This is a genomic window from Enterobacter sp. Taxon_2, assembly GCF_058355295.1.
The window spans coordinates 986512-1011790 of the sequence record NZ_CM178024.1; the positions used below are offsets into that span (position 1 = coordinate 986512).

Here is a 25279-nt window from a genome sequence, read left to right on the forward strand (position 1 = left end):
TCGTTTACGGTGAAGGTGGAAACATGGACGAGCTTTACATCCTTGGCTGTTTGTTCCTGGTATTTGCGCTGGTGGTGGCACCCGTGCTTGCGGTTATAGGCTTTAATCGAAGTACGGCGGCGCGACAGGAGATTGCCCGGCTGCGCCAGCGCATTGAGGCGCTTGAGCAGCGCGGCGTGCCTGAGGACGCGCCGGAGCCGGTGCAGACCGCCGCGCCGGAGGCTGTGACCGCGACGGTGGTTGCAGACGCTCCCGCGCCTGTCGACCCCTGGCGCCCCGATACTCCCGCTGCCGTGGCAGAACCTGCCCCGACCCCGACCCCGGCGCCTGCGGCAAAACAGCCTTCTGCCTTTGGCGGCATCCTGACGTCGCTGCTGCGCTGGTTTATGCAGGGTAATCCGCTCGCGAAGCTTGGGATCCTGCTGCTTTTCCTTGGTCTTTCATTCCTGCTGCGCTATACCGTGGAACATTCCCTGTTCCCGCTTGAGCTGCGCCTCGTGGCAACGGCGCTGTTTGCCATTGTTCTGCTGGCGGTTGGGTGGCGACTGCGACACAGGCAGCGCGTCTATGCGCTGATCCTCCAGGGCGGGGCGACCGGCGTGCTCTACCTGACGGTGTTTGGCGCCTTCCGGCTCTGGCAAATGTTGCCGTTGACGCTGGCCTTTGCGCTGCTGGTGGTGATTTGCGCGGCGAGCGTCGGGCTGGCGGTGCTGCAGAAGGCGCTGAGCCTTGCCATGCTGGCGAGCCTCGGCGGCTATCTTGCGCCGCTGCTTTTGTCTACCGGGGGCGGCAGTTTTGTCGCGCTGTTCTCTTTCTATCTTCTGCTGTCTATCGGCATTCTCGCTATCAGCATCTGGCAGCACTGGCGCGAGCTGAACCTGCTCGGGCTGCTGTTCACGTTCGGCGTGGGCGGCATGTGGGGGCTGAATGACTACCAGCCTGAAGACTATTGGGTCTGCCAGCTGTTCCTGATTGCCAATACGCTGATATTCGGTGTCCTGAGCGTGGCGCTGTCGCTGCGGGCGCAGGAGAAAGGGAAGCAGATTATTGACGGCGTGCTGCTGTTTGCCCCGCCGCTAATCGGTTTTGGGATGCAGTACGGCATGACCCGGCACTGGGAATATGGCCCGGCCCTGAGTGCGCTGGGATACGGCGCATTTTATCTTACCCTCGCGTTCCTTGCGCTGCGGCGCTATCCCTCCCTCGGACGACCGCTGGTCATGGCGGCGCTGGCCATCGGCGGCGGGTTCGCGACGCTCGCCATTCCGCTGGCGCTGTCAGCGCGCTGGACGGCGATGGCCTGGGCGCTGGAAGGGCTGGGTATCCTCTGGCTGGGCGTGCAGCAGCACCAGCGTCGCATGAGCTATAGCGGGACGGCGCTGCTGGTGCTGGCGCTCGGCAGCGCGCTGTGGGCACAAACGAACGGCGTTACGTCGCTGAGTCTGCTGCTGATCTTCGCCATCCTCAGCCTTTGCTGGCTGGCGGCTGGCTGGCTGTGGCGGACTCTCTTCCTGCCGGTCAGCTGGGCGCTGCTGGCTGGCGGGCTGCTGTTCTGGCTCGTGGCGCTATTGGGCGCAGCGCGGCTGGCGCTGACGCAGGAATTACCGATTCTGGCGGGCGTGCTGGCGCTGACGGCGGCGTCGGTCTGGGGCTGGCGGCAGGTGGCCGCACGTCTGGCGTGGAGAGAGCTGGACGCCAGCAAATGGCTGCTGTGGCCGGTTATGCTGCTGATGGTGGGTTATCAGCTCTGGCACCAGCAGATCGTCTCCGCCGGCTGGTCAAATCTGGCCTGGTGCGTTGCGCTTCCTGCCGCGCTGGTACTGCTGCGGCGCGACGGTGAAAGACTCCTGCCACGCATCGCAATGGGGCTGCATTTGTCGCTCTTCTGGATGATTTTACTGGCGCTGGCCGCCGAGCTTTACTGGTTTGCCCGGTCTCTGCCCTGGGGCATGGCGGCCTGGGGTAGCGGTTTAGCGATGGCCGCAGGCGGCGGGGTGATTATGGCGCTCTCTGCTGCGGTACGGCGTCGCGTATGGCCGTTCCGGGAGTGGCCTGCGCTCTACGCCTGCCTGGCACCGATTCCTGTAGTCGTGGCGCTGCTGGTATTGCTGGTGGTGACCAATTTCCAGGACGGCGTGGTCTATCGTCAGACCTGGCTGCCGCTGGTGAACCCGCTTGAGGAAGGTGCTGCGTTCGCGTTGCTGGGGCTGGTCGTCTTTTATCGGGCGGTGGATCGCTACTACCCGGCGTGGCTTGCGCAAGCGCGCCCGTGGCCTGCCGTCGCGCTCATGGCGGTTGGCTTCTGGTGGCTTAACGGTGCGCTGATGCGCGCCCTGGCCTGGTACGGCGACGTGGCCTGGAATATGGCATCGCTGTGGGATTCGCGGCTTATCCAGACCAGCTTCGCCCTGTTCTGGATGCTGAGCGCGCTGGTGGTCATGATCCATGCTACCCGTCGGGCTTCCCGGCAGGAGTGGCTCTGCGGTGCCGCGCTGCTGGGTGTGGTAATGGTTAAACTGATGCTGGTGGACAGCGCGGGCGGAGGCGGTTTGTCGCGCGCGGTAGCGTTTATCGGCGTGGCGATACTGGTTCTGATTGTGGGGTATTTCTCACCGCTACCGCCCAAAACAGGAGATGAAAAATGAAATGGATGAAAGCGGTAGCGTGTACCGCGCTGCTGGCGCTTTCCGGCCCGGCGTTTTGCGACGAGGGACAAACGGAATCGCCCCGGGACTATGCTTTTGGTCTTTCACTTGATACCTCTGTTCCTTCCAAGTGGTATCGGGTGATGCTGCCGCTCGCCGTCTATGAGCAAAGCACGTCGCCAGATCTGCATGATGTCCGCGTCTTTAACCAGTCGGGCGAGCCGGTTCCCTTCAGCCTGGTCAGCGCGACGCGTCCGCAGGCGTCAGTGCAATCCACGGCGCTGCGCCTCTTCCCGCTGGATGCCTCGCCGCTTGCGGCTTCGCAAGGATCCGGTGATAGCGATAAGATCCTGCTCCGCTCCGGAAACGGTGTTGAGATTGTGCTGGAGGGGCAAAAAGCTGCTGCAGCCGGGCAACATTATCTGCTGGCCCTGCCGGAGCAGGCTACGGGGGAGATGGCCATATCCCAGCTGCAGCTGCTCTGGAATTCTCCTCAGACGCCGTGGCAGGGAACGGCGTCGGTCTATTACAGCGAGGATCTTAAGCGCTGGTATACCCTGCGCGAGGATATGCCATTACTTGACGCCGTCAGCGGCCAGGATCGTCTTAAGCTCGATCGGATCGATACCGATACGGTTTTATCTCCCGATGCGAATCGCTATCTCATGGTGGTGCTGAACGCGCAGAGCCAGGGGATAACCTTGACCGGCGTTAACGCAATCATCGCACCTGCCCAGGCGACCCCGGAAGCGGTCGAGCTTGAGGGGGAAGGGGAGCAGCTATCGACAAGCGAAGCGCAGTGGCGCTGGGCGCGCCCGCAGCCGCTGAGTGCTGTCAGCATCTCACTGAATGGCGATGGCGTCCTTCCCGTGGAGATCGCGTGGCGGAGTACGGAAAAAGACGCATGGCACCCCCTGAAAAAAGAGGTCCTTTACCGTCTTGAGGGAAAAACGTCGCCACCGGTTTCGCTTAACGGGGGCCTGGTGCAGGCAGTGAAAATCACGACGCTGAATGCGCGTCTGCCAGAATACCTGCCGAGCGTCACGGGACATCGTGACCGCTACGATCTGGTGTTCAACGCCCAGGGGAAAGCGCCGTACGTGCTCGCCTGGGGTAATGGCGCCGCAAAGCCTGCCAGCGTGGAGCCCGGCATGCTGATCCCAGCCGACCTGCGCAAGACCTATGCTATGGCGAACCTGCCGCAGGCCGACATTGTGGATAATGTTGCGTTAGGCGGCGAAGGGCGTCTGACCGCCACCTCTGCGGCCGAGCGAGAGAGCAGGATGAACACCCTGCTGGTGTGGGGCGTGCTGATTGCGGGCGTGATCCTGCTGGCGGGCATGGCCTGGCGCATTTGGCGAGAGACGCAGGGTAAGGCATAAAAAAAGCCCGCATAAGCGGGCCTTTTTCGTAAACCGTGCCGATTACAGGCTGGATACGTTCTCAGACAGGTATTTAGCCACGCCGTCTGGGGAAGCAGCCATACCTTCTTTACCTTTTTCCCACTGAGCCGGGCACACTTCGCCGTGCTCTTCGTGGAACTGCAGCGCGTCAACCATGCGCAGCATTTCGTCGATGTTACGACCCAGCGGCAGATCGTTCACAACCTGGTGACGAACGATGCCGTTTGCGTCGATCAGGAAGGAACCGCGCAGCGCAACGCCAGCGTCCGGATGTTCGATACCGTAAGCCTGCTGGATTTCGCGTTTGATGTCCGCAACCATTGCGTATTTCACCGCACCGATGCCGCCTTTGTCGACAGGGGTGTTACGCCATGCGTTGTGTACAAATTCAGAGTCGAAGGAGACGCCAACAACTTCCACGCCACGCTTCTGGAATTCTTCATAACGTTTGTCGAATGCGATCAGCTCAGACGGGCAAACGAAAGTGAAGTCCATTGGCCAGAAGAACAGAACGGTCGCTTTACCGTTGGTGTGCTGTTTGAAGTTGAAGTTTTCAACGATTTCACCGTTGCCCAGAACTGCTGCAGCTGTAAAATCCGGAGCCGGACGAGTTACCAGAACCATATGATTCTCCTGTAGATACTAAGGTTATTTGGAACGCAACGCGAGCCAGTATAGAGAGTGTTCATGGATAAGACAAAGAGGTGGTGACAATCGTTCCGCCAGCTTTTACCTATCAATGTCATTTTTATACACAAAATCATTCAAGTTGCATCAAGGCGGCAAGGCTGGGAATCCCCGGGAGCTTACTTAAGTAAGTGACCGGGGTGAGCAGACGTAGCCAACGCAGAGGCAGCTTGAAGGATGACGTGTATTCAAAGTTGTTTGTTTTTCGCCTGCGCCATCATGCGCGGATAGAATTGCCAGAATCGGGCCTCCAGCGCATCGTAATGTTCATCCAGGTCATACCAGGAATCCCGCAGCGCATCCAGGCGCGGGCGACGGCTGGCCATCCCGTTCAACACGTTCTGGATAAAGTCCATCTCGCGATAGCGCTCCAGCCAGCGTTCCGACCACAGATAGTTATTCAGATTCACAAAGCGCGGCGGCGAGTCGGGCAGAATAATCGAGACCTGCTGGTGGGCATAGCGCACAAACGCCGGCAGCGGCATCTCCGGTGACAGCTGTTCCCAGTGGCGCGACAGGAAGTGATCCCACATCACGTCGAGTGTGATCGGGGCAACGCGGCGCGTTTCAGGGCGGAACCAGGCTTTGGCTTCCGTCACTTCCGGCAGCTTATCCGTCAGCACGTCGATGCGGCGGTGCATAAAAATCCCGTCGACAACCTCAGGGGAGTAGTCCTCTGCGGGATTACCGCGTACGAAATCGGCCAGCAAATTGCCCGAGAGGGAGCTGTCAGCAAGGTGCGCGAGATGCAGGTGAGCGAGAAAATTCATGCGTTTTATTTGTCCGGGGGCGGCTAGTTGTTGCAGCAAAAGGGTGTGAGCACTAGACTATGCCGCCTGTTTTTAAGTCACGAGTATACGTCATGCGCGTCGCCGATTTCTCCTTTGAACTACCTGAATCCCTGATTGCTCACTATCCCATGCCTGAGCGCAGCAGCTGTCGCTTACTGTCACTGGATGGGCCAACGGGCGAGCTGACGCACGGTACTTTCACCGATTTGCTCGACAAGCTCAACCCTGGCGATCTGCTGGTTTTTAACAATACCCGCGTGATCCCGGCGCGCCTGTTTGGCCGTAAAGCCAGCGGCGGTAAGATTGAAGTGCTGGTCGAACGTATGCTCGATGATAAACGTATTCTGGCACATATTCGCGCTTCTAAGGCGCCGAAGCCGGGCGCGGAGCTGCTGCTGGGCGATGATGAGAGCATCAAGGCGACCATGACCGCGCGCCACGACGCGCTGTTCGAGGTGGCGTTTGACGACGAGCGCACGGTGCTCGATATCCTGAACGCCATCGGCCACATGCCGCTGCCGCCCTATATTGAGCGTCCGGACGAAGAGGCCGATCGCGAGCTGTACCAGACCGTCTACAGCCAGAAGCCAGGTGCCGTCGCTGCGCCGACCGCAGGCCTGCATTTTGATGAGCCGCTTCTCGAGAAACTGCGTGCGAAGGGCGTGGAGATGGCGTTCGTGACGCTGCACGTCGGCGCGGGGACCTTCCAGCCGGTGCGCGTGGACAGCATTGAAGACCACATCATGCACTCTGAGTATGCTGAAGTGCCTCAGGACGTAGTGGACGCGGTGCTGGCGGCGAAAGCGCGCGGTAGTCGCGTCGTGGCGGTCGGGACGACGTCTGTGCGCTCGCTGGAGAGCGCCGCGCAGGCGGCGAAAAACGGTCTTATCGAGCCGTTCTTTGGCGATACGCAGATCTTTATCTACCCGGGCTATCAGTACAAAGTGATTGACGCGCTGGTAACCAACTTCCATCTGCCTGAATCGACGCTGATTATGCTGGTCTCCGCGTTCGCGGGCTACCAGCATACGATGAATGCCTACAAGTCTGCGGTAGAACAAAAATATCGCTTTTTTAGCTACGGGGACGCGATGTTTATCACGTACAATCCGCTGGCTTTGAATGAGCGTGTCGGGGAATAAGTCCGCGGCACCGTTTTACAACGTTGGACTGTTTTTCTGACGTCGGAGAAAAAATGAAATTTGAACTCGATACCACCGACGGTCGCGCGCGTCGCGGTCGCCTGGTGTTTGATCGCGGCGTGGTGGAAACCCCCGCGTTTATGCCTGTGGGCACGTACGGCACCGTAAAAGGGATGACGCCGGAAGAAGTAGAAGCCACTGGCGCACAGATTATCCTCGGCAACACCTTCCACCTGTGGCTGCGTCCGGGTCAGGAGATCATGAAACTCCACGGCGATCTGCACGATTTCATGCAGTGGAAAGGCCCCATCCTGACCGATTCCGGTGGCTTCCAGGTCTTCAGCCTGGGCGATATCCGCAAGATCACCGAGCAGGGTGTACACTTCCGTAACCCGATCAACGGCGATCCGATTTTCCTCGATCCCGAAAAGTCGATGGAGATTCAGTACGATCTCGGCTCTGACATTGTGATGATCTTCGACGAATGTACGCCGTACCCGGCGGACTGGGACTACGCAAAACGCTCTATGGAGATGTCCCTGCGCTGGGCGAAGCGTAGCCGTGAGCGTTTTGACTCTCTGCAGAACAAAAATGCGCTGTTCGGCATTATCCAGGGCAGCGTTTACGAAGATTTACGCGATATCTCTGTTAAAGGTCTGGTAGAGATAGGTTTTGATGGCTACGCTGTCGGCGGTTTGGCTGTGGGTGAGCCGAAGGAAGACATGCACCGTATTCTGGAACATGTCTGCCCGCAAATCCCGGCGGATAAACCACGATACCTGATGGGCGTGGGTAAACCAGAAGATCTGGTTGAAGGCGTACGCCGCGGCATTGATATGTTTGACTGCGTCATGCCAACCCGCAACGCGCGTAACGGCCACTTGTTCGTTACCGATGGCGTGGTGAAAATCCGTAACGCGAAGCATAAGAGTGACACCAGCCCGCTCGATTCCGAGTGCGATTGCTATACCTGTCGCAATTATTCTCGCGCGTATCTGCATCATCTCGATCGTTGTAACGAGATTTTGGGCGCGCGTCTCAATACCATTCATAATCTTCGTTATTATCAGCGCTTAATGGCTGGTTTACGTAAGGCTATCGAAGAGGGTAAATTAGAGAGCTTCGTGACCGATTTCTACCAACGTCAGGGGCGGGATGTTCCACCGTTGAACGTTGATTAATTTTAATAATGAGGGAATTTGAATGAGCTTTTTTATTTCTGATGCGGTAGCGGCAACAGGTGCTCCAGCGCAGGGCAGCCCGATGTCTCTGATTCTGATGCTGGTTGTGTTCGGTCTGATCTTCTACTTCATGATCCTGCGTCCACAGCAGAAGCGCACCAAAGAGCACAAAAACCTGATGAACTCCATTGCGAAAGGCGATGAAGTACTGACTAACGGTGGTCTGGTCGGTCGCGTAACCAAAGTGGCTGAAAACGGCTACATTGCTATCGCCCTGAACGACACCACTGAAGTGGTCATCAAACGTGACTTCGTAGCTGCCGTTCTGCCGAAAGGCACCATGAAGGCGCTGTAATCCCAACTTTTCCCAAAGGGAACTGCCGTGTTAAACCGTTATCCTTTGTGGAAGTACATCATGCTGGTCGTCGTGATTCTCGTCGGCCTGCTGTACGCGCTTCCCAACCTGTATGGTGAGGATCCGGCTGTTCAAATCACTGGCGCGCGCGGTGTCGCCGCCAGTGAGCAAACGCTGATCCAGGTCCAGAAAACGTTACAAGAAGAAAAAATTACCGCTAAGTCTGTGGCTCTGGAAGAGGGTGCAATTCTTGCTCGCTTCGACACCACCGACACGCAGCTCCGCGCTCGCGAAGCGCTGATGGGCGTGCTGGGTGACAAATACGTCGTGGCGCTTAACCTTGCCCCTGCAACCCCGCGTTGGCTGGCTGCGATGAAAGCAGAGCCAATGAAACTCGGTCTTGACCTGCGTGGCGGCGTTCACTTCCTGATGGAAGTGGATATGGATACCGCGCTCGGCAAGCTGCAGGAACAGAATATCGACAGCCTGCGCAGCGATCTGCGTGAAAAAGGCATCGCTTACACCACCGTGCGTAAAGAAGATAACTACGGCATGAGCATCACGTTCCGCGACAGTGCGGCGCGCGATCAGGCTGTAGATTACCTGACCCAACGTCACCGTGACCTGGTAATCACCTCTCAGGGCAGTAACCAGCTGCGCGCGGTGATGACCGATGCGCGTCTGAAAGAAGCGCGTGAATATGCCGTTCAGCAGAACATCAACATTCTGCGTAACCGTGTAAACCAACTGGGCGTGGCTGAGCCGCTGGTACAGCGTCAGGGTGCTGACCGTATCGTGGTTGAACTGCCGGGTATCCAGGACACTGCGCGTGCGAAAGAGATTCTGGGTGCGACCGCAACCCTGGAATTCCGTCTGGTGAACTCTAACGTCGATCAGTCCGCTGCAGCCGCAGGGCGTATTCCGGGTGACTCCGAAGTGAAACAGACTCGCGAAGGTCAGCCAGTTGTGCTGTACAAACGCGTGATTCTGACCGGTGATCACATCACCGACTCCACGTCGAGCCAGGACGAATACAACCAGCCGCAGGTTAACATCTCGCTCGATAGCGCGGGTGGTAACATCATGTCTAACTTCACCAAGGACAACATCGGTAAACCGATGGCGACCCTATTCGTGGAGTACAAAGACAGCGGTAAGAAAGATGCAAATGGTCGTGCGGTGCTGGTGAAAGAGGAAGAGGTGATTAACATCGCCAACATCCAGTCTCGTCTGGGTAACAGCTTCCGTATTACCGGTATTAGCAACCCGAACGAAGCGCGTCAGCTCTCCCTGCTGCTGCGTGCCGGTGCGCTGATTGCGCCAATTCAGATTGTTGAAGAGCGTACCATTGGTCCAACTCTGGGGATGCAAAACATCCAGCAGGGCCTGGAAGCGTGTCTGGCCGGTCTGGTGGTCTCTATCCTCTTCATGATCTTCTTCTATAAGAAGTTTGGTCTGATTGCGACCTCCGCGCTGATCGCCAACCTGGTGCTGATCATCGGCATTATGTCCCTGCTGCCGGGGGCGACGCTGACCATGCCGGGTATTGCGGGTATCGTCCTGACCCTTGCGGTGGCGGTCGACGCCAACGTACTGATTAACGAACGTATCAAAGAAGAGTTGAGCAACGGCCGCTCTATTCAGCAGGCGATTGACGAAGGCTATAAAGGGGCGTTCAGCTCCATCTTCGATGCGAACGTAACAACACTGATTAAGGTTCTTATCCTGTATGCAGTGGGTACTGGCGCGATCAAAGGCTTTGCGATTACAACCGGTATCGGTGTCGCAACGTCAATGTTTACCGCTATTGTCGGCACCCGTGCCATCGTGAACCTGCTGTACGGCGGCAAGCGCGTCAAAAAGCTGTCTATCTGAGGAGTGCGTTGTGGCACAGGAATATACTGTTGAACAATTGAACCACGGCCGTAAAGTCTGGGACTTTATGCGCTGGGACTACTGGGCCTTCGGCATTTCAGGTTTCCTGCTGATTCTGTCCATCGTCATTATGGGCGTGAAAGGCTTTAACTGGGGTCTCGATTTCACCGGTGGTACGGTTATCGAGATCTCCCTGGAAAAACCGGTCGATATGGACCAGATGCGCCTGTCTCTGCAGAAAGCGGGCTTTGAAGAGCCGCTGCTGCAGAACTTCGGCAGCAGCCGCGACATCATGGTGCGTATGCCGCCGGTGCACGATGCTAACGGCAGCCAGGAGCTGGGCAGTAAGGTTGTTAGCGTGATTAACGAAACAACCAGCCAGAACGCGGCGGTTAAGCGTATTGAGTTCGTCGGCCCAAGCGTGGGTGCTGACCTGGCCCAGACCGGTGCGATGGCGCTGCTGGTGGCGCTGATCTCCATCCTGGTATACGTCGGTTTCCGCTTTGAGTGGCGACTGGCGGCCGGTGTGGTTATCGCCCTGGCGCACGACGTGGTGATCACCATGGGCATACTGTCGCTGTTCCACATTGAGATTGACCTGACGATTGTGGCATCCCTGATGTCCGTTATCGGTTACTCACTGAATGACAGTATCGTGGTATCTGACCGTATCCGTGAAAACTTCCGTAAGATCCGTCGCGGTACGCCGTACGAAATCTTTAACGTGTCGTTGACCCAGACGCTGCACCGTACCTTGATCACATCTGGTACCACATTGATGGTGATCCTGATGCTGTTCCTCTTCGGTGGTCCGGTACTGGAAGGCTTCTCGCTGACCATGCTGATTGGTGTCACCATCGGTACTGCATCGTCTATCTACGTTGCGTCTGCACTGGCTCTGAAACTCGGCATGAAGCGCGAGCACCTGCTCCAGCAGAAAGTTGAGAAAGAAGGGGCGGATCAGCCGTCCATTCTGCCGTAAAGCGACGTTTAGCGCGTTATCGAAATCCCGGTCTGTTGACCGGGATTTTTTTTATCTGCTCCTGACAAACACTCCTGACAGTATGCTGTCAGGAGCCCTGTCGTAGACTCTTTTCGAACCCAAACAAGAGTCAGGAGGATGTATGAAAAGCGTAATTAACTGGTTTGAAATTCCGGTCACGGATATGGATCGCGCTATCAAATTTTATGAGCCAGTGATGCAGCTCGCGCTGCGTCGCGAGAATATGGACTGCGCTGAGCTGGCCGTTTTCCCGCATGAGGATCCGGGTACCGGCGGGGCGCTGGCAAAATTTGACGGCGTTACACCGTCTTTGCAGGGCGCTATTATTTACCTGCATACTGATAATCTGGCGGCCACGCTCGATCGCATCGCCTCTGCGGGCGGCGAGTGCGTGTTTGGCCCGCTGGAACTGCCGCATGGCATTGGCACTATCGCATTGTTTACCGACAGCGAGGGTAACCGCGTCGGCCTCCATCAACCTGCCTGAGAACGGAATAAGATATGACCCGACGCGCTGACCGTTTGTTTCAGATTGTGCAGATCCTGCGGGGCAGGCGTCTGACAACGGCAGCGCATCTGGCGGACCGGCTTGGCGTGTCCGAGCGCACGGTCTACCGCGATATCCGCGACCTGTCGCTTTCCGGTGTGCCAGTGGAAGGTGAGGCAGGGAGCGGATATCGGCTGATGTCGGGTTTTGACCTGCCGCCACTGATGCTGACAAATAAGGAATCTGAGGCGCTGATCGTCGCGATTCGCCTGCTCAAAACCTGGGGAGGCGAATCGCTGTCGCGCGAGCTGGAGTCGGCTCAGGAAAAGGTGCTGGCTATCCTGCCCGAGGAGAGTCGTCGAAAGGCGGAGCAGACGCGGATCTACGCCCCGGATTTTTGCATGCAAAGCCACTCCCGCAGCGACTTTGACAGGATTCATCAGGCGATTTCCGCCCAACAGGTGCTGGCGCTGCATTACCGTGATGAAGCAGGACAGTTGTCTAATCGTGAGGTTCAGCCGCTGGGGCTGTTCTTCTGGGGGGAGCGCTGGCTGCTGGCGGCGTGGTGTGAACGGCGCGATGACTATCGCTGTTTCCGGCTCGACCGGTGTCTCAATATTGTGACTACGGAAAGGCGGTTTAGCGAAAGTGCGGACAGGTCTCTGGCAGATTTTTTGCGGAAGGTTAAGCAGTAAAAAGCCGGGTGGCGGCTACGCCTTACCCGGCCTACATTTGGGTCGTAGGCCCGGTAAGCGTAGCGCCACCGGGCGAAACCCGCGCTGATTAGAAGTTGTAACCCACAACCAGGTAACCACCCCAACCGGTAGAACGGACGTGTTCGTTCATCCATACCAGTTTAGCGTCGTCGTTCCACTGGCCGCCGTTGTGCCAGTAACGTGCCACAACAGAGTAATGCCAGTGATCGTAGTTCAGCGCCAGGATGTGGCTGGAGGCTATGGAGTCATTGGTACGCTGCTTAATACCGTTCTCTGCGTAACCGCTCTTATCGCCCAGATCTGAACCCCAGTCGAAGTTGGTGAAGCCGATGTAGCTCAGGTTACCGCCCCACAGCTGGGTGATTGGCACAAAGTATTTCACTTTGAAACGATAGCCATCCCATTCGTTCTGGTTTTCAGCGCCATAGTTCTGCCACTGATATTTGGCATAGACGTTCAGAGACAGGCTCATTGGCAGGCCAGTGTCGATGTCCGTACCCAGACCCATATACCAGGTGCTCTGACGACCGGACTCGTTGCGGCCCATGTCGTAAATGTAGTTGTTCGCGAAGTACCACTCTTTGAACGGGCCGAAGCTCAGATCGGTGCCGGTCAGCTTGTCGATGGAGAAGCGTGGTTCGATTTCCATGAACAGAGGGGAGCCGTGGTTCCAGATACCTTTAGCCTGAGAGTTACCACCGAAGAAGACCGGTGCATCCATGTAGCCATAGAAATCAAACCAGTCTTTCTTGGCGAACGCTTCATATTCCAGGTAGGTATCGTTACGAATCTGTGGTCCGAAACGCGTGTGGTAGCTGCCGACCACGTTAACGCTCTGGTGCCACCAGTCGGAGAGGTATTGTGGTTTATCGTTTTCCGCTGCGTTAACAGTGAAAGAGGAAGAAAGTGCCAGCACGGCGCCAGCTGCGAGTAATGTTTTTTTCATAATCATGCCACTGATTGAAATTCCCTTCCGGGAGTGAAAAATGCGCGAATTGCGTTTCTAAATATTTCGTGTTTCTGCGGTGCCTATTATAGGAATCCCTGCTCACAAAAATATGTGTTGTTTCACATATCTCTCACACGCGTAATCGATTGCGTTCACGTTTGCGTACTTTAAACGGCCGGGATTGTAGCGGCAATCATTTATGTTGCCAATCCATACGAAATGTAAATGTTAGCGGAGTGACATTTCACTCCGCTAAAAGAGGGGTTACTGAGCGGCGGGCTGGATATCGTGAATGCGGATGAAACCTAACTGATCCGGAGTCAGTCCGTTAAGCTGCAGTGGAATGTCAACATCGCTCGGAGCCAGCACGCTGGCCGGTGCGGTGAACAGCTGACGGTTAACATTCACCTCCTGGTAGCTCTCCGTGGTGCCCTGGATCTGTCCCCATTCGACGGTGCCGCTGAAGGCTGGCAACGGATCGTTGGATTCTCCCTGGATGCGTAATGTTGCGCGAGTACCATTTGCATTTGCCGCCACGTTCACCAGAGACATTTTCAGCGTGCCAATCTGACTATTGAGACGCGCAGGCGTATTCGCCCCCGGTAACAGATAAACCCCGCTGCTGGATTTAGCATTCAGCGCGTTTTGCTGGGTGATCTTCACCGTTTCTTTGTTCAGTTTGTCCATCGCCGTATTGAGCGTATTCACGCTCTGTTTCATCTGACGGACTTCGGTTTGCTGTGCACAGGCGCTAAGGGTGAAGAGGCTCCCCACCAGCAAAATTTTCAGGTAACGTCTTGTCATTGCGTTTATTTCCTTGAAATAACGGATCGTCCTAATGGTAGCCAGCATCATCGTGTCAGACATAGATCCATTGTCTCAAAAAGCTCTTCCTTTGTTGTCAGGCCAGATCAGGGTAAAATGAAAATCAGTTAACCGGATAACAGGGATACCGTATGCATTGCCCATTCTGCTCCGCTGTGGATACCAAAGTCATCGACTCTCGTCTTGTGGGCGAAGGGTCATCCGTACGCCGTCGTCGGCAATGTCTGGTGTGCAACGAGCGTTTCACGACCTTTGAGGTTGCTGAGCTGGTAATGCCGCGCGTGGTAAAAAGCAACGACGTGCGCGAGCCGTTTAACGAAGAGAAACTGCGCAGCGGGATGCTGAAGGCCCTGGAAAAACGTCCCGTTAGTGCGGACGACGTTGAAATGGCGTTAAACCACATAAAATCTTACCTTCGTGGTTTGGGTGAGCGTGAAGTGCCGAGCAAAATGATCGGCAACCTGGTGATGGAGCAGCTGAAAAAGCTCGATAAGGTCGCCTATATCCGCTTCGCCTCGGTCTACCGCAGTTTCGAAGATATCAAAGAGTTTGGCGAAGAGATCGCCCGCTTACAGGATTAAGCTCATGCAGGATGAGATTTACATGGCGAGAGCCATGAAGCTGGCGCAGCGCGGTCGTTTTACGACCCATCCTAACCCGAACGTCGGGTGCGTTATCGTCAAAGATGGCGAGATCGTGGGGGAGGGGTTTCACTATCGTGCCGGTGAACCGCATGCTGAGGTTCATGCGCTGCGCATGGCCGGCGAGAAGGCGCGCGGTGCTACGGCCTACGTCACGCTGGAGCCCTGCAGCCATCACGGGCGTACGCCGCCGTGCTGCGAAGCGCTGATCGCGGCAGGTGTTTCGCGTGTGGTCGCATCGATGCAGGATCCGAATCCGCAGGTAGCCGGACGCGGTCTGTATCGTCTGCAGCAGGAAGGCATTGACGTCAGCCATGGCCTGATGATGCAGGACGCGGAAGCGCTCAATAAAGGCTTTCTGAAGCGCATGCGTACGGGGTTCCCGTATATTCAGCTCAAGCTGGGCGCCTCGCTGGATGGTCGTACGGCGATGGCAAACGGCGAAAGCCAGTGGATCACGTCGCCACAGGCAAGGCGCGATGTGCAACGTCTGCGCGCGCAAAGCCATGCTATTCTCACCAGCAGTGAAACCGTTCTGGCTGACGATCCGGCTATGACCGTGCGCTGGGACGAACTGAATGCCGATACCCAGGCGCTTTACCCGCAGGAGAACCTGCGTCAGCCGCTGCGTATTGTCATTGATAGCCAGAACCGGGTGACGCCGGAGCACCGCATCGTCCAGCAGCCGGGTGAAACCTGGATTGCCCGCACTAAAGAAGATACGCGCGAATGGCCGGAAGGCGTGCGCAGCATTATGGTGCCGGAGCATAACGGTCATCTGGATCTGGTGGTGCTGATGATGCTGCTCGGCAAGCAGCAGGTGAACAGCATCTGGGTCGAAGCCGGGCCAACGCTCGCCGGTGCGCTCTTACAGGCCGGACTGGTGGATGAACTGATTGTTTACGTTGCGCCTAAACTGTTAGGTCACGATGCGCGCGGCCTGTTTGTGCTGCCTGGCCTTGAAAAACTGGCCGACGCACCGCAACTCAAATTTAGCGAGATTCGTCCGGTAGGTCCGGATGTCTGCCTCCACTTAACGACAGCGTAATTGCTCCTGAAATAGGGAAGCAGTGCGCAAAGTATTATGATAAAATCCGCCCCCCTGCGGGGCCAAATGAACCCGTAAAGGAAGAGTATGAACATTATTGAAGCTGCTGTAGCTACCCCGGACGCTCGCGTCGCCATCACCATTGCGCGTTTCAACAACTTCATCAACGACAGCCTGCTGGAAGGTGCTATTGACGCCCTGAAACGTATCGGCCAGGTTAAAGATGACAACATTACCGTTGTTTGGGTTCCAGGCGCTTACGAACTGCCACTGGCGGCGGGCGCGCTGGCGAAAACCGGTAAATATGACGCGGTGATTGCACTGGGTACCGTTATTCGTGGCGGCACTGCGCACTTCGAATACGTTGCGGGCGGTGCAAGCAACGGTCTGGCACACGTTGCGCAGGATGCTGAAATTCCTGTCGCGTTCGGCGTGCTGACCACCGAAAGTATTGAACAAGCCATCGAACGTGCTGGCACCAAAGCCGGTAACAAAGGTGCAGAAGCTGCACTGACCGCGCTTGAAATGATCAATGTATTGAAAGCCATCAAGGCCTGATTTTTTTGTAAGGGGAATTCCGTGAAACCTGCTGCTCGTCGCCGCGCCCGTGAATGTGCCGTCCAGGCACTTTACTCCTGGCAGTTGTCCCAGAACGACATCTCTGATGTTGAATACCAGTTCCTGTCAGAACAGGACGTGAAAGACGTTGACGTTCTGTACTTCCGTGAACTGCTGTCGGGAGTGGCGACTAATAGCGCGTATCTCGATGGTCTGATGAAGCCTTACCTGTCCCGTCTGCTCGAAGAGCTGGGCCAGGTAGAAAAAGCAGTGTTGCGTATTGCGCTGTTTGAGCTGTCTAAACGTGATGATGTGCCGTATAAAGTGGCCATCAACGAAGCGATCGAACTGGCGAAAACCTTCGGCGCTGAAGACAGCCATAAGTTTGTAAACGGCGTACTTGATAAAGCAGCACCTGCGATCCGTCCCCACAAAAAGTGATCCGCAAACCGGAGTCCTGCATTGCCTGACGGGCAGTGCGGCTCCGGTTTTTTCTTTTATTTGCTGAGGCATAACGTATGGCATGCGGCGAATTCTCCCTGATTGCCCGTTATTTCGACCGTGTCAGAACCTCTCGTCTTGATGTTGAAACCGGCATTGGCGATGACTGTGCACTTCTCAATATTCCCGAAAAACAGACGCTGGCAATCAGCACCGACACCTTAGTGTGCGGCCGTCATTTCTTACCGGATATCGATCCTGCCGATCTGGCGTATAAAGCGCTTGCGGTGAACGTCAGCGATCTGGCGGCGATGGGTGCCGATCCTGCGTGGCTGACGCTGGCTTTGACCCTGCCAGAGGTGGATGAAGCCTGGCTGGAAGCCTTTAGCGATGCGCTGTTTGAGCAGCTTAGCTACTACGATATGCAGCTGATTGGTGGTGATACCACTGCCGGTCCGCTGTCGATGACGCTGGCGATCCACGGCTATGTGCCGCTTGGCCGCGCGCTGAAGCGCTCAGGCGCAAAACCAGGCGACTGGATCTACGTGACCGGTACGCCGGGCGACAGCGCGGCAGGGCTGGCGATCCTTCAGAACCGTTTAACGGTTGAAGATGCTGATGATGCGGCATATCTGGTAAAACGCCATCTGCGGCCAACACCGCGTATCTTGCACGGCCAGGCGCTGCGCGAGCGGGCGAGCTCGGCTATCGATCTTTCTGACGGGCTAATCTCAGACCTCGGCCATATTCTGAAGGCCAGCGGCGTCGGCGCGCGCGTTGACCTGGACATGTTCCCACTGTCTGAGCAACTGCTTCGCCATGTAGAGCCTGAGCAGGCCCTGCGCTGGGCGCTGTCCGGTGGTGAAGACTACGAACTGTGCTTCACGGTGCCTGAGCTCAATCGCGGAACGCTGGATGTGGCGTTAGCGCATCTCGGCGCGAAATTTACCTGCATCGGTCAGATCATGCCGGAGAGTGAAGGGCTGAAGTTTGTGAAAGACGGTGAGCCGGTTACGCTGGACTGGAAAGGGTACGATCACTTCGCGTAAGTTTGTGCGCTCTGTATTGCCGGGTGGCGCTGCGCTTACCCGGCCTACAAATAGGGTGCGATCGTAGGCCGGGTAAGGCGAAGCCGCCACCCGGCGAGTGTTTACTTAAACCCCACCACCGGATGCTGCTGATACGGCGTCTCAAGCTCGGCAACCTGCTCCGGCGTCAGCGTGATATCCACCGCATTCAGCAGTTCGTCAAGCTGCTCTTGCCGGGATGTGCCGATAATCGGCGCCGCGACGCCGCGTTTACCCAGCAGCCAGGCCAGCGCCACCTGGGCGCGGGTTGCCCCGGTATCGTCGGCGATCCCGGCTAAACGTTCGGCAATCAGCGCATCGCTGGCTTCCGTTCCGCCATAAAGTTTTTTTCCTACTTCATCCGATACCAGACGGGCCGTGGTTTCTCCCCACGGACGGGTCAGTCGACCGCGCGCCAGCGGGCTCCACGGGATCACCGCCACGCCCTCCTGATGGCACAGCGGCAACATCTCGCGCTCTTCTTCACGATAGATCAAGTTGTAGTGATCCTGCATGGTGACGAAGCGCGCCCAGCCGTGCTGCGCCTGGAGATCCAGCGCCTGAGCAAACTGCGACGCGTGCATAGACGACGCACCGATGTAGCGTGCTTTACCGGCTTTGACCACGTCGTTCAGCGCTTCAAGCGTCTCCTCGACTGGCGTGTTGTAATCCCAGCGGTGAATTTGCAGCAGGTCGACGTAATCCATGTTCAGGCGTCTGAGGCTGTCATCAATGGAGCGCAGGATCTGTGCGCGAGAAAGACCCTCAGCCAGGTCGCCTACCGGATAGTAGACCTTGGTGGCGACGACGATGTCATCACGACGGGCAAAATCGCGCAGGGCGCGGCCAACAATCTCCTCGCTGCTGCCGTCGGAGTAGCTGTTGGCGGTGTCAAAGAAGTTAATGCCGCCCTCGATGGCGCGTTTGATAATCGGACGGCTGCTCTCTTCCGGCAGCGTCCAGGCGTGGTTTCCCCGATCGGGTTCGCCAAAGGTCATGCATCCCAGACAAAGTCGGGAAACCTTAAGGTCCGTTTTTCCTAATGTTGTGTATTGCACGGTTCCGCTCCTGCTGTTTAAACACCAGGTTTAAGCATAGCAGGAGCGGAAAAGGGGGAAGGGGTCAGTCCAGCCAGCGGCGGATTTTAGCTTCGATACCGGCAGCGTCCAGGCCAATCGCCGCACGGGCTTCATCCTGGGTACCCTGAGGAATGAAATGATCCGGCAGGCCGAGGTTTAGCACCGGCACGGCTTTACGATTTGCCATCAGCACCTCGTTCACGCCGCTGCCCGCGCCGCCCATAATGGCGTTTTCTTCCAGCGTGACCAGCACGTCATGCGTCTCCGCCATACTCAGGATCAGCGATTCGTCGAGCGGTTTCACAAAGCGCATGTCCACCAGGGTGGCATTCAGCGCTTCAGCCGCTTTCGCCGCCTCTGGCATCAGCGTGCCGAAGTTCAGGATCGCCACTTTTTCACCGCGACGCTTCACCAGACCTTTACCGATCGGCAGTTTTTCCAGCGGCTGGAGCTCAACGCCCACCGCATTGCCGCGCGGGTAGCGAACGGCGCTTGGGCCATCCTGATAGTGGTAGCCGGTAAACAGCATCTGACGACATTCGTTCTCGTCGCTTGGCGTCATGACGACCATATCCGGAATACAGCGCAGGAACGACAGGTCAAACGCGCCCTGGTGCGTCTGGCCGTCGGCACCGACGATGCCTGCACGATCGATAGCAAACAGCACCGGCAGCTTCTGAATCGCCACGTCGTGGATCACCTGATCGTAGGCGCGCTGCAGGAAGGTGGAATAGATCGCGACAACCGGCTTGTAGCCGCCAATGGCCAGGCCCGCCGCAAACGTCACCGCGTGCTGTTCGGCAATAGCAACGTCAAAATACTGGTCAGGGTATTTTCTGGAGAACTCCACCATGCCGGAGCCTTCACGCATGGCCGGGGTGATCGACATCAGCTTGTTGTCTTTCGCGGCGGTTTCGCACAGCCAGTCGCCGAATATTTTTGAATAGCTCGGCATGCCGCCGCTGCTTTTTGGCAGACAGCCGCTGGACGGGTCAAATTTCGGTACCGCGTGGAAGGTGATCGGATCTTTTTCCGCCGGTTCGTAGCCACGCCCTTTTTTGGTCATGATGTGCAGGAACTGCGGGCCTTTCAGGTCGCGCATGTTCTTGAGCGTGGTTACCAGACCGAGCACGTCATGGCCGTCAACCGGGCCGATATAGTTAAAGCCCAGCTCTTCAAACAGGGTGCCCGGCACGACCATGCCTTTGATGTGTTCTTCGGTACGCTTGAGCAACTCTTTGATCGGCGGCACGCCGGAGAAGACTTTCTTGCCGCCTTCACGCAGCGAGGAGTAAAGCTTGCCGGAGAGCAGCTGCGCCAGATGGTTGTTCAGCGCGCCGACGTTCTCGGAAATCGACATTTCGTTATCGTTAAGGATAACCAGCATGTCCGGTTTGATGTCGCCCGCATGGTTCATGGCCTCAAAGGCCATACCGGCGGTGATGGCACCGTCGCCAATCACGCAGACGGTGCGGCGCTGCTTGTTCTCTTTTTCGGCGGCAACGGCAATCCCGATGCCCGCCGAAATGGAGGTAGAGGAGTGGCCGACGCTCAGCACGTCGTACTCGCTCTCACCGCGCCACGGGAACGGGTGCAGGCCGCCTTTCTGACGAATGGTGCCAATTTTATCGCGACGTCCGGTCAGAATTTTGTGCGGATAAGCCTGGTGGCCCACGTCCCAGATGAGCTGATCGAACGGCGTGTTATAGACATAGTGCAGCGCCACGGTCAGCTCTACCGTGCCAAGCCCGGAGGCGAAATGGCCGCTGGAGCGGCTAACGCTGTCGAGCAGGTAGCGACGCAGCTCGTCGCACAGCTTCGGCAGGCTCTCTTTCGGCAGCAGACGTAACTCCTGGGTGGAGTCAACTAACGCCAGTGTCGGGTATTTGGCAATATCAAAACTCATCAAAGGCTCATCGAGATATATAGTTTATTTATCACGCTGGATTATATAGTCCGCTAGCGCTTCCAGTGCCGAGGTATCCAGCGATTGTGCGGCCAGTTCATTTAGCGACTGGCGGGCATCGTCAATCAGATCCCGGGCTTTACGTTGGGCTTGCTCAAGGCCCAGCAGGGCGGGGTAGGTACTTTTGCCAAGCTGCTGGTCCGCACCCTGACGTTTACCCAATGTTGCAGTATCGCCCACCACATCCAGAATGTCATCCTGAACCTGGAATGCCAGACCGATACTTTCTGCGTATCTGTCCAGAATCGGCAGGGCTTTGCGCCCTTGCTCACCCGCGCTCAGCGCGCCCAGGCGAACGGCGGAACGGATCAACGCCCCTGTTTTATGGCGATGAATACGCTCCAGCTGTTCCAGATTAACCTGACGTCCTTCCGCTTCAAGATCCAGCGCTTGTCCGCCACACATGCCGGCCACGCCGCTGGCCATTGCCAGCTCGGAGATCATCGCCAGGCGGTCGCGGTCAGCCACTTCCGCCATCGGCGCGTCGCTCAAAATCGAGAATGCCAGCGTTTGCAGGGCATCACCCGCCAGAATAGCATTCGCCTCGCCAAACTTGATATGGCAGGTGGGTTGACCCCGACGTAAATCGTCGTCGTCCATGGCCGGGAGATCGTCGTGGATCAGCGAGTAGGCATGGATGCACTCAACGGCGGCTGCCGGGGCGTCCAGCGTGTTATCGCTGATGCCAAACATATTGCCTGTGGCGTACACCAGGAACGGGCGCAGGCGCTTTCCACCCAAGAGTGCGCCATAGTGCATGGCTTCAACCAGTGGAGTGTTCTGAAAAGGCTGTGGCGCGATAAAACGGCGCAGGGCGTCGTTGGCGCGTACGACACGCGCCTGAAGCTCATTGGCAAAATCCATTTACTCGGCGTCCGGTGTGAAAGGCGTGGTTTTTGCGTCTTCGCTGTCGGAAAGCAAGATCTGCACGCGCTGCTCGGCCTGCTGCAGCTTGACCTGCCCCTGGCGCGCCAGCTGCACGCCACGCTCGAATTCGTTGAGCGCCTCTTCCAGCGGGAGATCGCCGCTCTCAAGGCGGGTAACAATTTGCTCCAGTTCACTCAGCGCAGTTTCGAAACTGGCCGGTGCGTCGTTCTTCTTCGGCATAGTGAATTGACTCTTATATTCTCAGCCCCGACATGGTAACGGACTCAGGGCAATTATCAAATAACGCGCAATGTGCACAGGAGCGGCGCGATGGTGGTATACTTGCGCGCCTGGATGCAGCCACGGGTGTGGGCTGCTGTACTCTTTTCCATTACAAGCCTTAATACGCTTGCCTAAGAAACATTGCCGCCATGAAGTTTATCATTAAATTGTTCCCTGAAATCACCATCAAAAGCCAATCTGTGCGTTTGCGCTTTATTAAAATTCTCACCGGGAACATTCGAAACGTATTAAAGCACTACGACGAAACCCTCGCCGTGGTGCGCCACTGGGACCACGTTGAGGTCCGTGCCAAAGACGAAAACAAACGTCAGGATATTCGCGACGCCCTGACCCGTATTCCGGGTATCCACCATATCCTGGAAGTGGAAGATGTCCCGTTCAGCGATATGCACGACATCTTCGAGAAAGCGCTGGTCCAGTACCGCGACCAGATCGAAGGCAAAACCTTCTGCGTGCGCGTAAAGCGTCGCGGCAAGCACGAGTTCAGCTCCATTGAAGTGGAGCGTTACGTCGGTGGCGGTCTGAACCAGCACGTCGAGTCTGCGCGCGTGCGCCTGACCAACCCGGACGTGACCGTCAATCTGGAGATCGAAAACGATCGCCTGCTGCTGGTGAAAGGGCGCTATGAAGGCATCGGCGGCTTCCCGATCGGCACCCAGGAAGACGTCCTGTCCCTGATCTCCGGCGGCTTCGACTCCGGCGTCTCCAGCTATATGCTGATGCGCCGCGGCTGCCGCGTACACTACTGCTTCTTCAACCTGGGCGGCGCGGCGCACGAGATCGGCGTTCGTCAGGTCGCGCATTACCTGTGGAACCGCTTCGGCAGCTCTCACCGCGTGCGTTTCGTGGCAATTAACTTCGAACCTGTGGTTGGCGAAATCCTCGAAAAAGTAGACGACGGCCAGATGGGCGTCATCCTGAAGCGCATGATGGTGCGCGCGGCGTCCAAAGTGGCTGAACGCTACGGCGTGCAGGCGCTGGTCACCGGCGAAGCGCTGGGCCAGGTTTCCAGCCAGACGCTGACCAACCTGCGTCTGATCGACAACGTGTCTGATACGCTGATCCTGCGTCCGCTGATCTCCCACGACAAAGAGCACATAATCGATCTGGCGCGCGAAATCGGCACCGAAGATTTTGCCCGCACCATGCCGGAATACTGCGGCGTGATCTCAAAAAGCCCAACGGTGAAAGCGGTGAAGGCGAAGATCGAAGCGGAAGAAGAGCACTTCGATTTCAGCATTCTGGAAAAAGTGGTGGCGGAAGCGTCCAACATTGATATCCGCGAGATTGCCCAGCAGACCGAGCAGGAAGTGGTAGAAGTGGAAACCGTGAGCGGTTTCGGCGCTAACGATGCGATTCTGGATATCCGCTCTATTGACGAGCAGGATGACAAGCCGCTGCAGGTTGAAGGCGTCGACGTGGTTTCTCTGCCGTTCTACAAGCTGAGCACCAAGTTTGGCGATCTCGACCAGAGCAAAACGTACCTGCTGTGGTGTGAGCGCGGGGTGATGAGCCGCCTGCAGGCGCTGTATCTGCGCGAACAGGGCTTTGCGAATGTGAAGGTGTATCGTCCGTAGCGTGCGGCCTGATGCCCTCACCCCGACCCTCTCCCACAGGGAGAGGGCGCAAACATTAAAAACGGCAACCTTTGGTTGCCGTTTTGCTTTTACCTCGCGCCACCCGGCTTTTTTTATGCACTACTCTTCATAATAATTATAAATCCCCGCCGGCATCACCAGCGACGATGCAACTTCGTACGCCTTCTCGCGTCCGACCAGCAGGTCAATAATCTTTAAGCCAAAATCAATTGCGGTGCCGGGTCCCTGGCTGGTCAGCAGGTTGACGCGCGGGTCCCAGACGACGCGTTTATCCACCCAATGCTCATCCGGGATCGTATCCTTAAGCCCCGGGAAGCCGGTCATGTTGCCGATAGGGAAGATATCGTGCGGAACCAGCACCGTGCCGGCGGCGGCACAGATAGCGGCGACGATACGGCCGGATAAATGAAACTGACGCACGGTCTCGACCAGCAGCGGGCTGTCGCGAAAACATTCCGCGCCTTTCAGGCCACCGGGCAAAACGATGATGTCGTAATCCCCGTCGGCTACCTGCACGAGCGGGGCATCCGCGAGCAGCTTCACGCCGCGCGAGCAGGTAATCGCCAGGCTGCCGTCGCTGGCGACGCTGGCGGTGGTCACCTTAATGCCGCCGCGCACCATCAAATCAATGGTGGTGACAGCTTCCATCTCTTCGCTACCAGGGGCGAGGCAGATCAGGGCTGACGCGCTCATATTCACTCTCCTTACGTTTAACCAGGTCATACAGACGGGCGTTTTCCGGCACCGCGATGCCATGCGCGCGGGCGCGTTTTAGCAGATAACCGGTGATGTAGTCGATCTCAGTGTGGCGTAATGCCCGAACATCCTGCAGCATCGAGGAGATGTTTTCTGCCGTGCTCTCAATGACCTGCTCGACATAACAGCGCAAATCGTCCGCCGACGTGTGCAGGCCTTCCCGCTCAACGACCGCCGCGATTTCTGCACACAGCACCGCAACGTCCTGTGGATGATTTTTCAGCTCTCCGTTCGGACAGTTCCACAGCGCCGTCAGCGGATTGATCACGCAGTTTACGGCCAGCTTGCGCCAGAGTTGAGGACGAATATGGTTATGCCAGGCCACGTCCGGCAGCACCTTCTGCAGCACATCGGCCAGATAGCTATAGTCGCCATCCTGCGTTCTGGCGGGTCCAATGTGCGTCACCCCGCTGGCGACATGCACGATGATGTTACCGTCGCGACGGGCAGCGTGCGTGGTCGTCGCCATCAGCAGGGGCTGCGGAACGCTTTTCAGCTCGTCAAGTGTCCCCATGCCGTTATGCAGCAGCAGTATGGGCGAAGTGGGGGGGAGCTGGGCGGACAGCGTCTTTACCGCGTCTGAGACCTGCCACGCTTTGAGCGTCACCAGTAAAAGGTCACTTTGCGCCAGGAAATCAGGATCGTTCGCGGTGAGGGATTCGTTAAATATGCTTCCGTCTTCACCAATCAGGTTTACCCTGCAATAGGGCTGGGGCACGCGCAGCCAGCCCTGAACCTCATGTCCGTGCTTGCACAGCGCGGTCAGCCACAGCTGACCAAGGGCTCCACATCCGAGCACTGTAATTTTCATTGTTCCTCCTCACCTGCAACTGCGCCAGGTGTTACAGCTTAATTATACAGCTAAGCTTCTGTTGAGTTATGCCTCGTAGCGGGTA

Annotated in this window: 25 protein-coding genes; 15 read left to right on the forward strand and 10 right to left on the reverse strand. The window is 57.2% G+C overall.

Annotation, left to right across the window (positions count from 1 at the left end):
• Positions 1-23 precede the first annotated feature (23 nt).
• Positions 24-2645: a DUF2339 domain-containing protein gene (locus AC4IC4_RS04535; protein ID WP_491472231.1), complete on the forward strand. Its 2622-nt coding sequence runs from the start codon at positions 24-26 to the stop codon at positions 2643-2645.
• Positions 2642-4027: a DUF3999 domain-containing protein gene (locus tag AC4IC4_RS04540; RefSeq protein ID WP_491472232.1), complete on the forward strand. Its 1386-nt coding sequence runs from the start codon at positions 2642-2644 to the stop codon at positions 4025-4027. The genes AC4IC4_RS04535 and AC4IC4_RS04540 overlap by 4 nt, the downstream gene beginning before the upstream one ends.
• A 42-nt stretch (positions 4028-4069) precedes the next feature.
• Here AC4IC4_RS04540 and AC4IC4_RS04545 read toward each other — a convergent pair whose 3' ends face one another.
• Both AC4IC4_RS04545 and acpH read right to left on the reverse strand, forming a co-directional pair.
• The gene (locus AC4IC4_RS04545) at positions 4070-4672 is read right to left on the reverse strand and encodes a peroxiredoxin (RefSeq protein ID WP_008503347.1); all 603 of its coding nucleotides are present in this window, start codon (positions 4670-4672) and stop codon (positions 4070-4072) included.
• Positions 4673-4923: 251 nt separating this feature from the next.
• The gene (gene acpH / locus AC4IC4_RS04550) at positions 4924-5505 is read right to left on the reverse strand and encodes an ACP phosphodiesterase (RefSeq protein WP_023310549.1); all 582 of its coding nucleotides are present in this window, start codon (positions 5503-5505) and stop codon (positions 4924-4926) included.
• Between the two features lie 92 nt (positions 5506-5597).
• Here acpH and queA point away from each other — a divergent pair, with 92 nt between their 5' ends.
• The 7 genes from queA to AC4IC4_RS04585 all read left to right on the forward strand — a co-directional run bounded on the left by queA (position 5598) and on the right by AC4IC4_RS04585 (position 12264).
• Positions 5598-6668, forward strand: coding sequence for a tRNA preQ1(34) S-adenosylmethionine ribosyltransferase-isomerase QueA (queA, locus tag AC4IC4_RS04555; RefSeq protein ID WP_028012140.1), 1071 nt, complete (start codon positions 5598-5600; stop codon positions 6666-6668).
• Positions 6669-6721: 53 nt separating this feature from the next.
• Positions 6722-7849 (forward strand): tRNA guanosine(34) transglycosylase Tgt, encoded by a 1128-nt coding sequence (gene tgt / locus AC4IC4_RS04560; protein ID WP_491472233.1) that lies wholly within the window; start codon positions 6722-6724, stop codon positions 7847-7849.
• A gap of 22 nt (positions 7850-7871) precedes the next feature.
• Positions 7872-8204, forward strand: a complete 333-nt coding sequence (yajC, locus tag AC4IC4_RS04565) for a preprotein translocase subunit YajC (protein ID WP_003859109.1) — start codon at positions 7872-7874, stop codon at positions 8202-8204.
• 27 nt (positions 8205-8231) lie between these two features.
• A complete protein-coding gene (secD, locus tag AC4IC4_RS04570) occupies positions 8232-10079 on the forward strand; it encodes a protein translocase subunit SecD (RefSeq protein ID WP_090418045.1) in 1848 nt (615 codons plus the stop codon).
• Between the two features lie 10 nt (positions 10080-10089).
• The gene (gene secF, locus AC4IC4_RS04575; protein WP_024906803.1) at positions 10090-11061 is read left to right on the forward strand and encodes a protein translocase subunit SecF; all 972 of its coding nucleotides are present in this window, start codon (positions 10090-10092) and stop codon (positions 11059-11061) included.
• 142 nt (positions 11062-11203) lie between these two features.
• Positions 11204-11569, forward strand: a complete 366-nt coding sequence (locus tag AC4IC4_RS04580) for a VOC family protein (RefSeq protein ID WP_491472234.1) — start codon at positions 11204-11206, stop codon at positions 11567-11569.
• A gap of 14 nt (positions 11570-11583) precedes the next feature.
• A complete protein-coding gene (locus tag AC4IC4_RS04585; RefSeq protein WP_048992545.1) occupies positions 11584-12264 on the forward strand; it encodes a helix-turn-helix transcriptional regulator in 681 nt (226 codons plus the stop codon).
• A gap of 88 nt (positions 12265-12352) precedes the next feature.
• On the opposite strand, the gene AC4IC4_RS04590 is transcribed toward AC4IC4_RS04585, so the two are convergent.
• Positions 12353-13231 carry a nucleoside-specific channel-forming protein Tsx gene (locus AC4IC4_RS04590; RefSeq protein WP_025912622.1) on the reverse strand — a complete coding sequence of 293 codons (879 nt, stop codon included), beginning with the start codon at positions 13229-13231 and terminating at the stop codon, positions 12353-12355.
• 267 nt (positions 13232-13498) lie between these two features.
• The gene (locus AC4IC4_RS04595; protein WP_024906807.1) at positions 13499-14038 is read right to left on the reverse strand and encodes a SadB/YajI family lipoprotein; all 540 of its coding nucleotides are present in this window, start codon (positions 14036-14038) and stop codon (positions 13499-13501) included.
• Positions 14039-14190: 152 nt separating this feature from the next.
• On the opposite strand from AC4IC4_RS04595, the gene nrdR reads away from it, so the two are divergent.
• The 5 genes from nrdR to thiL all read left to right on the forward strand — a co-directional run bounded on the left by nrdR (position 14191) and on the right by thiL (position 17796).
• The gene (nrdR, locus tag AC4IC4_RS04600; RefSeq protein WP_008503337.1) at positions 14191-14640 is read left to right on the forward strand and encodes a transcriptional regulator NrdR; all 450 of its coding nucleotides are present in this window, start codon (positions 14191-14193) and stop codon (positions 14638-14640) included.
• A 4-nt stretch (positions 14641-14644) separates the two neighbouring features.
• A complete protein-coding gene (ribD, locus tag AC4IC4_RS04605; protein ID WP_420277830.1) occupies positions 14645-15748 on the forward strand; it encodes a bifunctional diaminohydroxyphosphoribosylaminopyrimidine deaminase/5-amino-6-(5-phosphoribosylamino)uracil reductase RibD in 1104 nt (367 codons plus the stop codon).
• Positions 15749-15835: 87 nt separating this feature from the next.
• Complete coding sequence (gene ribH, locus AC4IC4_RS04610) at positions 15836-16306, forward strand: 6,7-dimethyl-8-ribityllumazine synthase (protein ID WP_006176874.1); 471 nt, start codon at positions 15836-15838, stop codon at positions 16304-16306.
• 21 nt (positions 16307-16327) lie between these two features.
• Positions 16328-16747: a transcription antitermination factor NusB gene (nusB, locus tag AC4IC4_RS04615; RefSeq protein WP_024906809.1), complete on the forward strand. Its 420-nt coding sequence runs from the start codon at positions 16328-16330 to the stop codon at positions 16745-16747.
• Between the two features lie 77 nt (positions 16748-16824).
• Positions 16825-17796, forward strand: coding sequence for a thiamine-phosphate kinase (gene thiL / locus AC4IC4_RS04620; protein WP_491472235.1), 972 nt, complete (start codon positions 16825-16827; stop codon positions 17794-17796).
• A gap of 101 nt (positions 17797-17897) precedes the next feature.
• On the opposite strand, the gene AC4IC4_RS04625 is transcribed toward thiL, so the two are convergent.
• The 4 genes from AC4IC4_RS04625 to xseB form a co-directional block, all read right to left on the reverse strand.
• A complete protein-coding gene (locus AC4IC4_RS04625; protein WP_491472236.1) occupies positions 17898-18872 on the reverse strand; it encodes an aldo/keto reductase in 975 nt (324 codons plus the stop codon).
• Between the two features lie 64 nt (positions 18873-18936).
• Complete coding sequence (gene dxs, locus AC4IC4_RS04630) at positions 18937-20799, reverse strand: 1-deoxy-D-xylulose-5-phosphate synthase (protein WP_491472237.1); 1863 nt, start codon at positions 20797-20799, stop codon at positions 18937-18939.
• A gap of 24 nt (positions 20800-20823) precedes the next feature.
• Positions 20824-21723, reverse strand: a complete 900-nt coding sequence (ispA, locus tag AC4IC4_RS04635; protein WP_008503332.1) for a (2E,6E)-farnesyl diphosphate synthase — start codon at positions 21721-21723, stop codon at positions 20824-20826.
• A complete protein-coding gene (gene xseB, locus AC4IC4_RS04640) occupies positions 21724-21966 on the reverse strand; it encodes an exodeoxyribonuclease VII small subunit (protein WP_008503331.1) in 243 nt (80 codons plus the stop codon). It abuts the gene before it with no gap.
• Between the two features lie 191 nt (positions 21967-22157).
• Between xseB and thiI the strand changes: the two genes are divergently transcribed.
• Positions 22158-23606, forward strand: a complete 1449-nt coding sequence (thiI, locus tag AC4IC4_RS04645) for a tRNA uracil 4-sulfurtransferase ThiI (RefSeq protein WP_024906813.1) — start codon at positions 22158-22160, stop codon at positions 23604-23606.
• Positions 23607-23726: 120 nt separating this feature from the next.
• Here the strand turns inward: thiI and yajL are convergent, their stop codons facing one another.
• Positions 23727-24320: a protein deglycase YajL gene (gene yajL, locus AC4IC4_RS04650; protein WP_491472238.1), complete on the reverse strand. Its 594-nt coding sequence runs from the start codon at positions 24318-24320 to the stop codon at positions 23727-23729.
• Positions 24283-25194 carry a 2-dehydropantoate 2-reductase gene (gene panE, locus AC4IC4_RS04655; RefSeq protein WP_491472239.1) on the reverse strand — a complete coding sequence of 304 codons (912 nt, stop codon included), beginning with the start codon at positions 25192-25194 and terminating at the stop codon, positions 24283-24285. Before panE ends, yajL begins: the two co-directional genes overlap by 38 nt.
• Positions 25195-25279 lie beyond the last annotated feature (85 nt).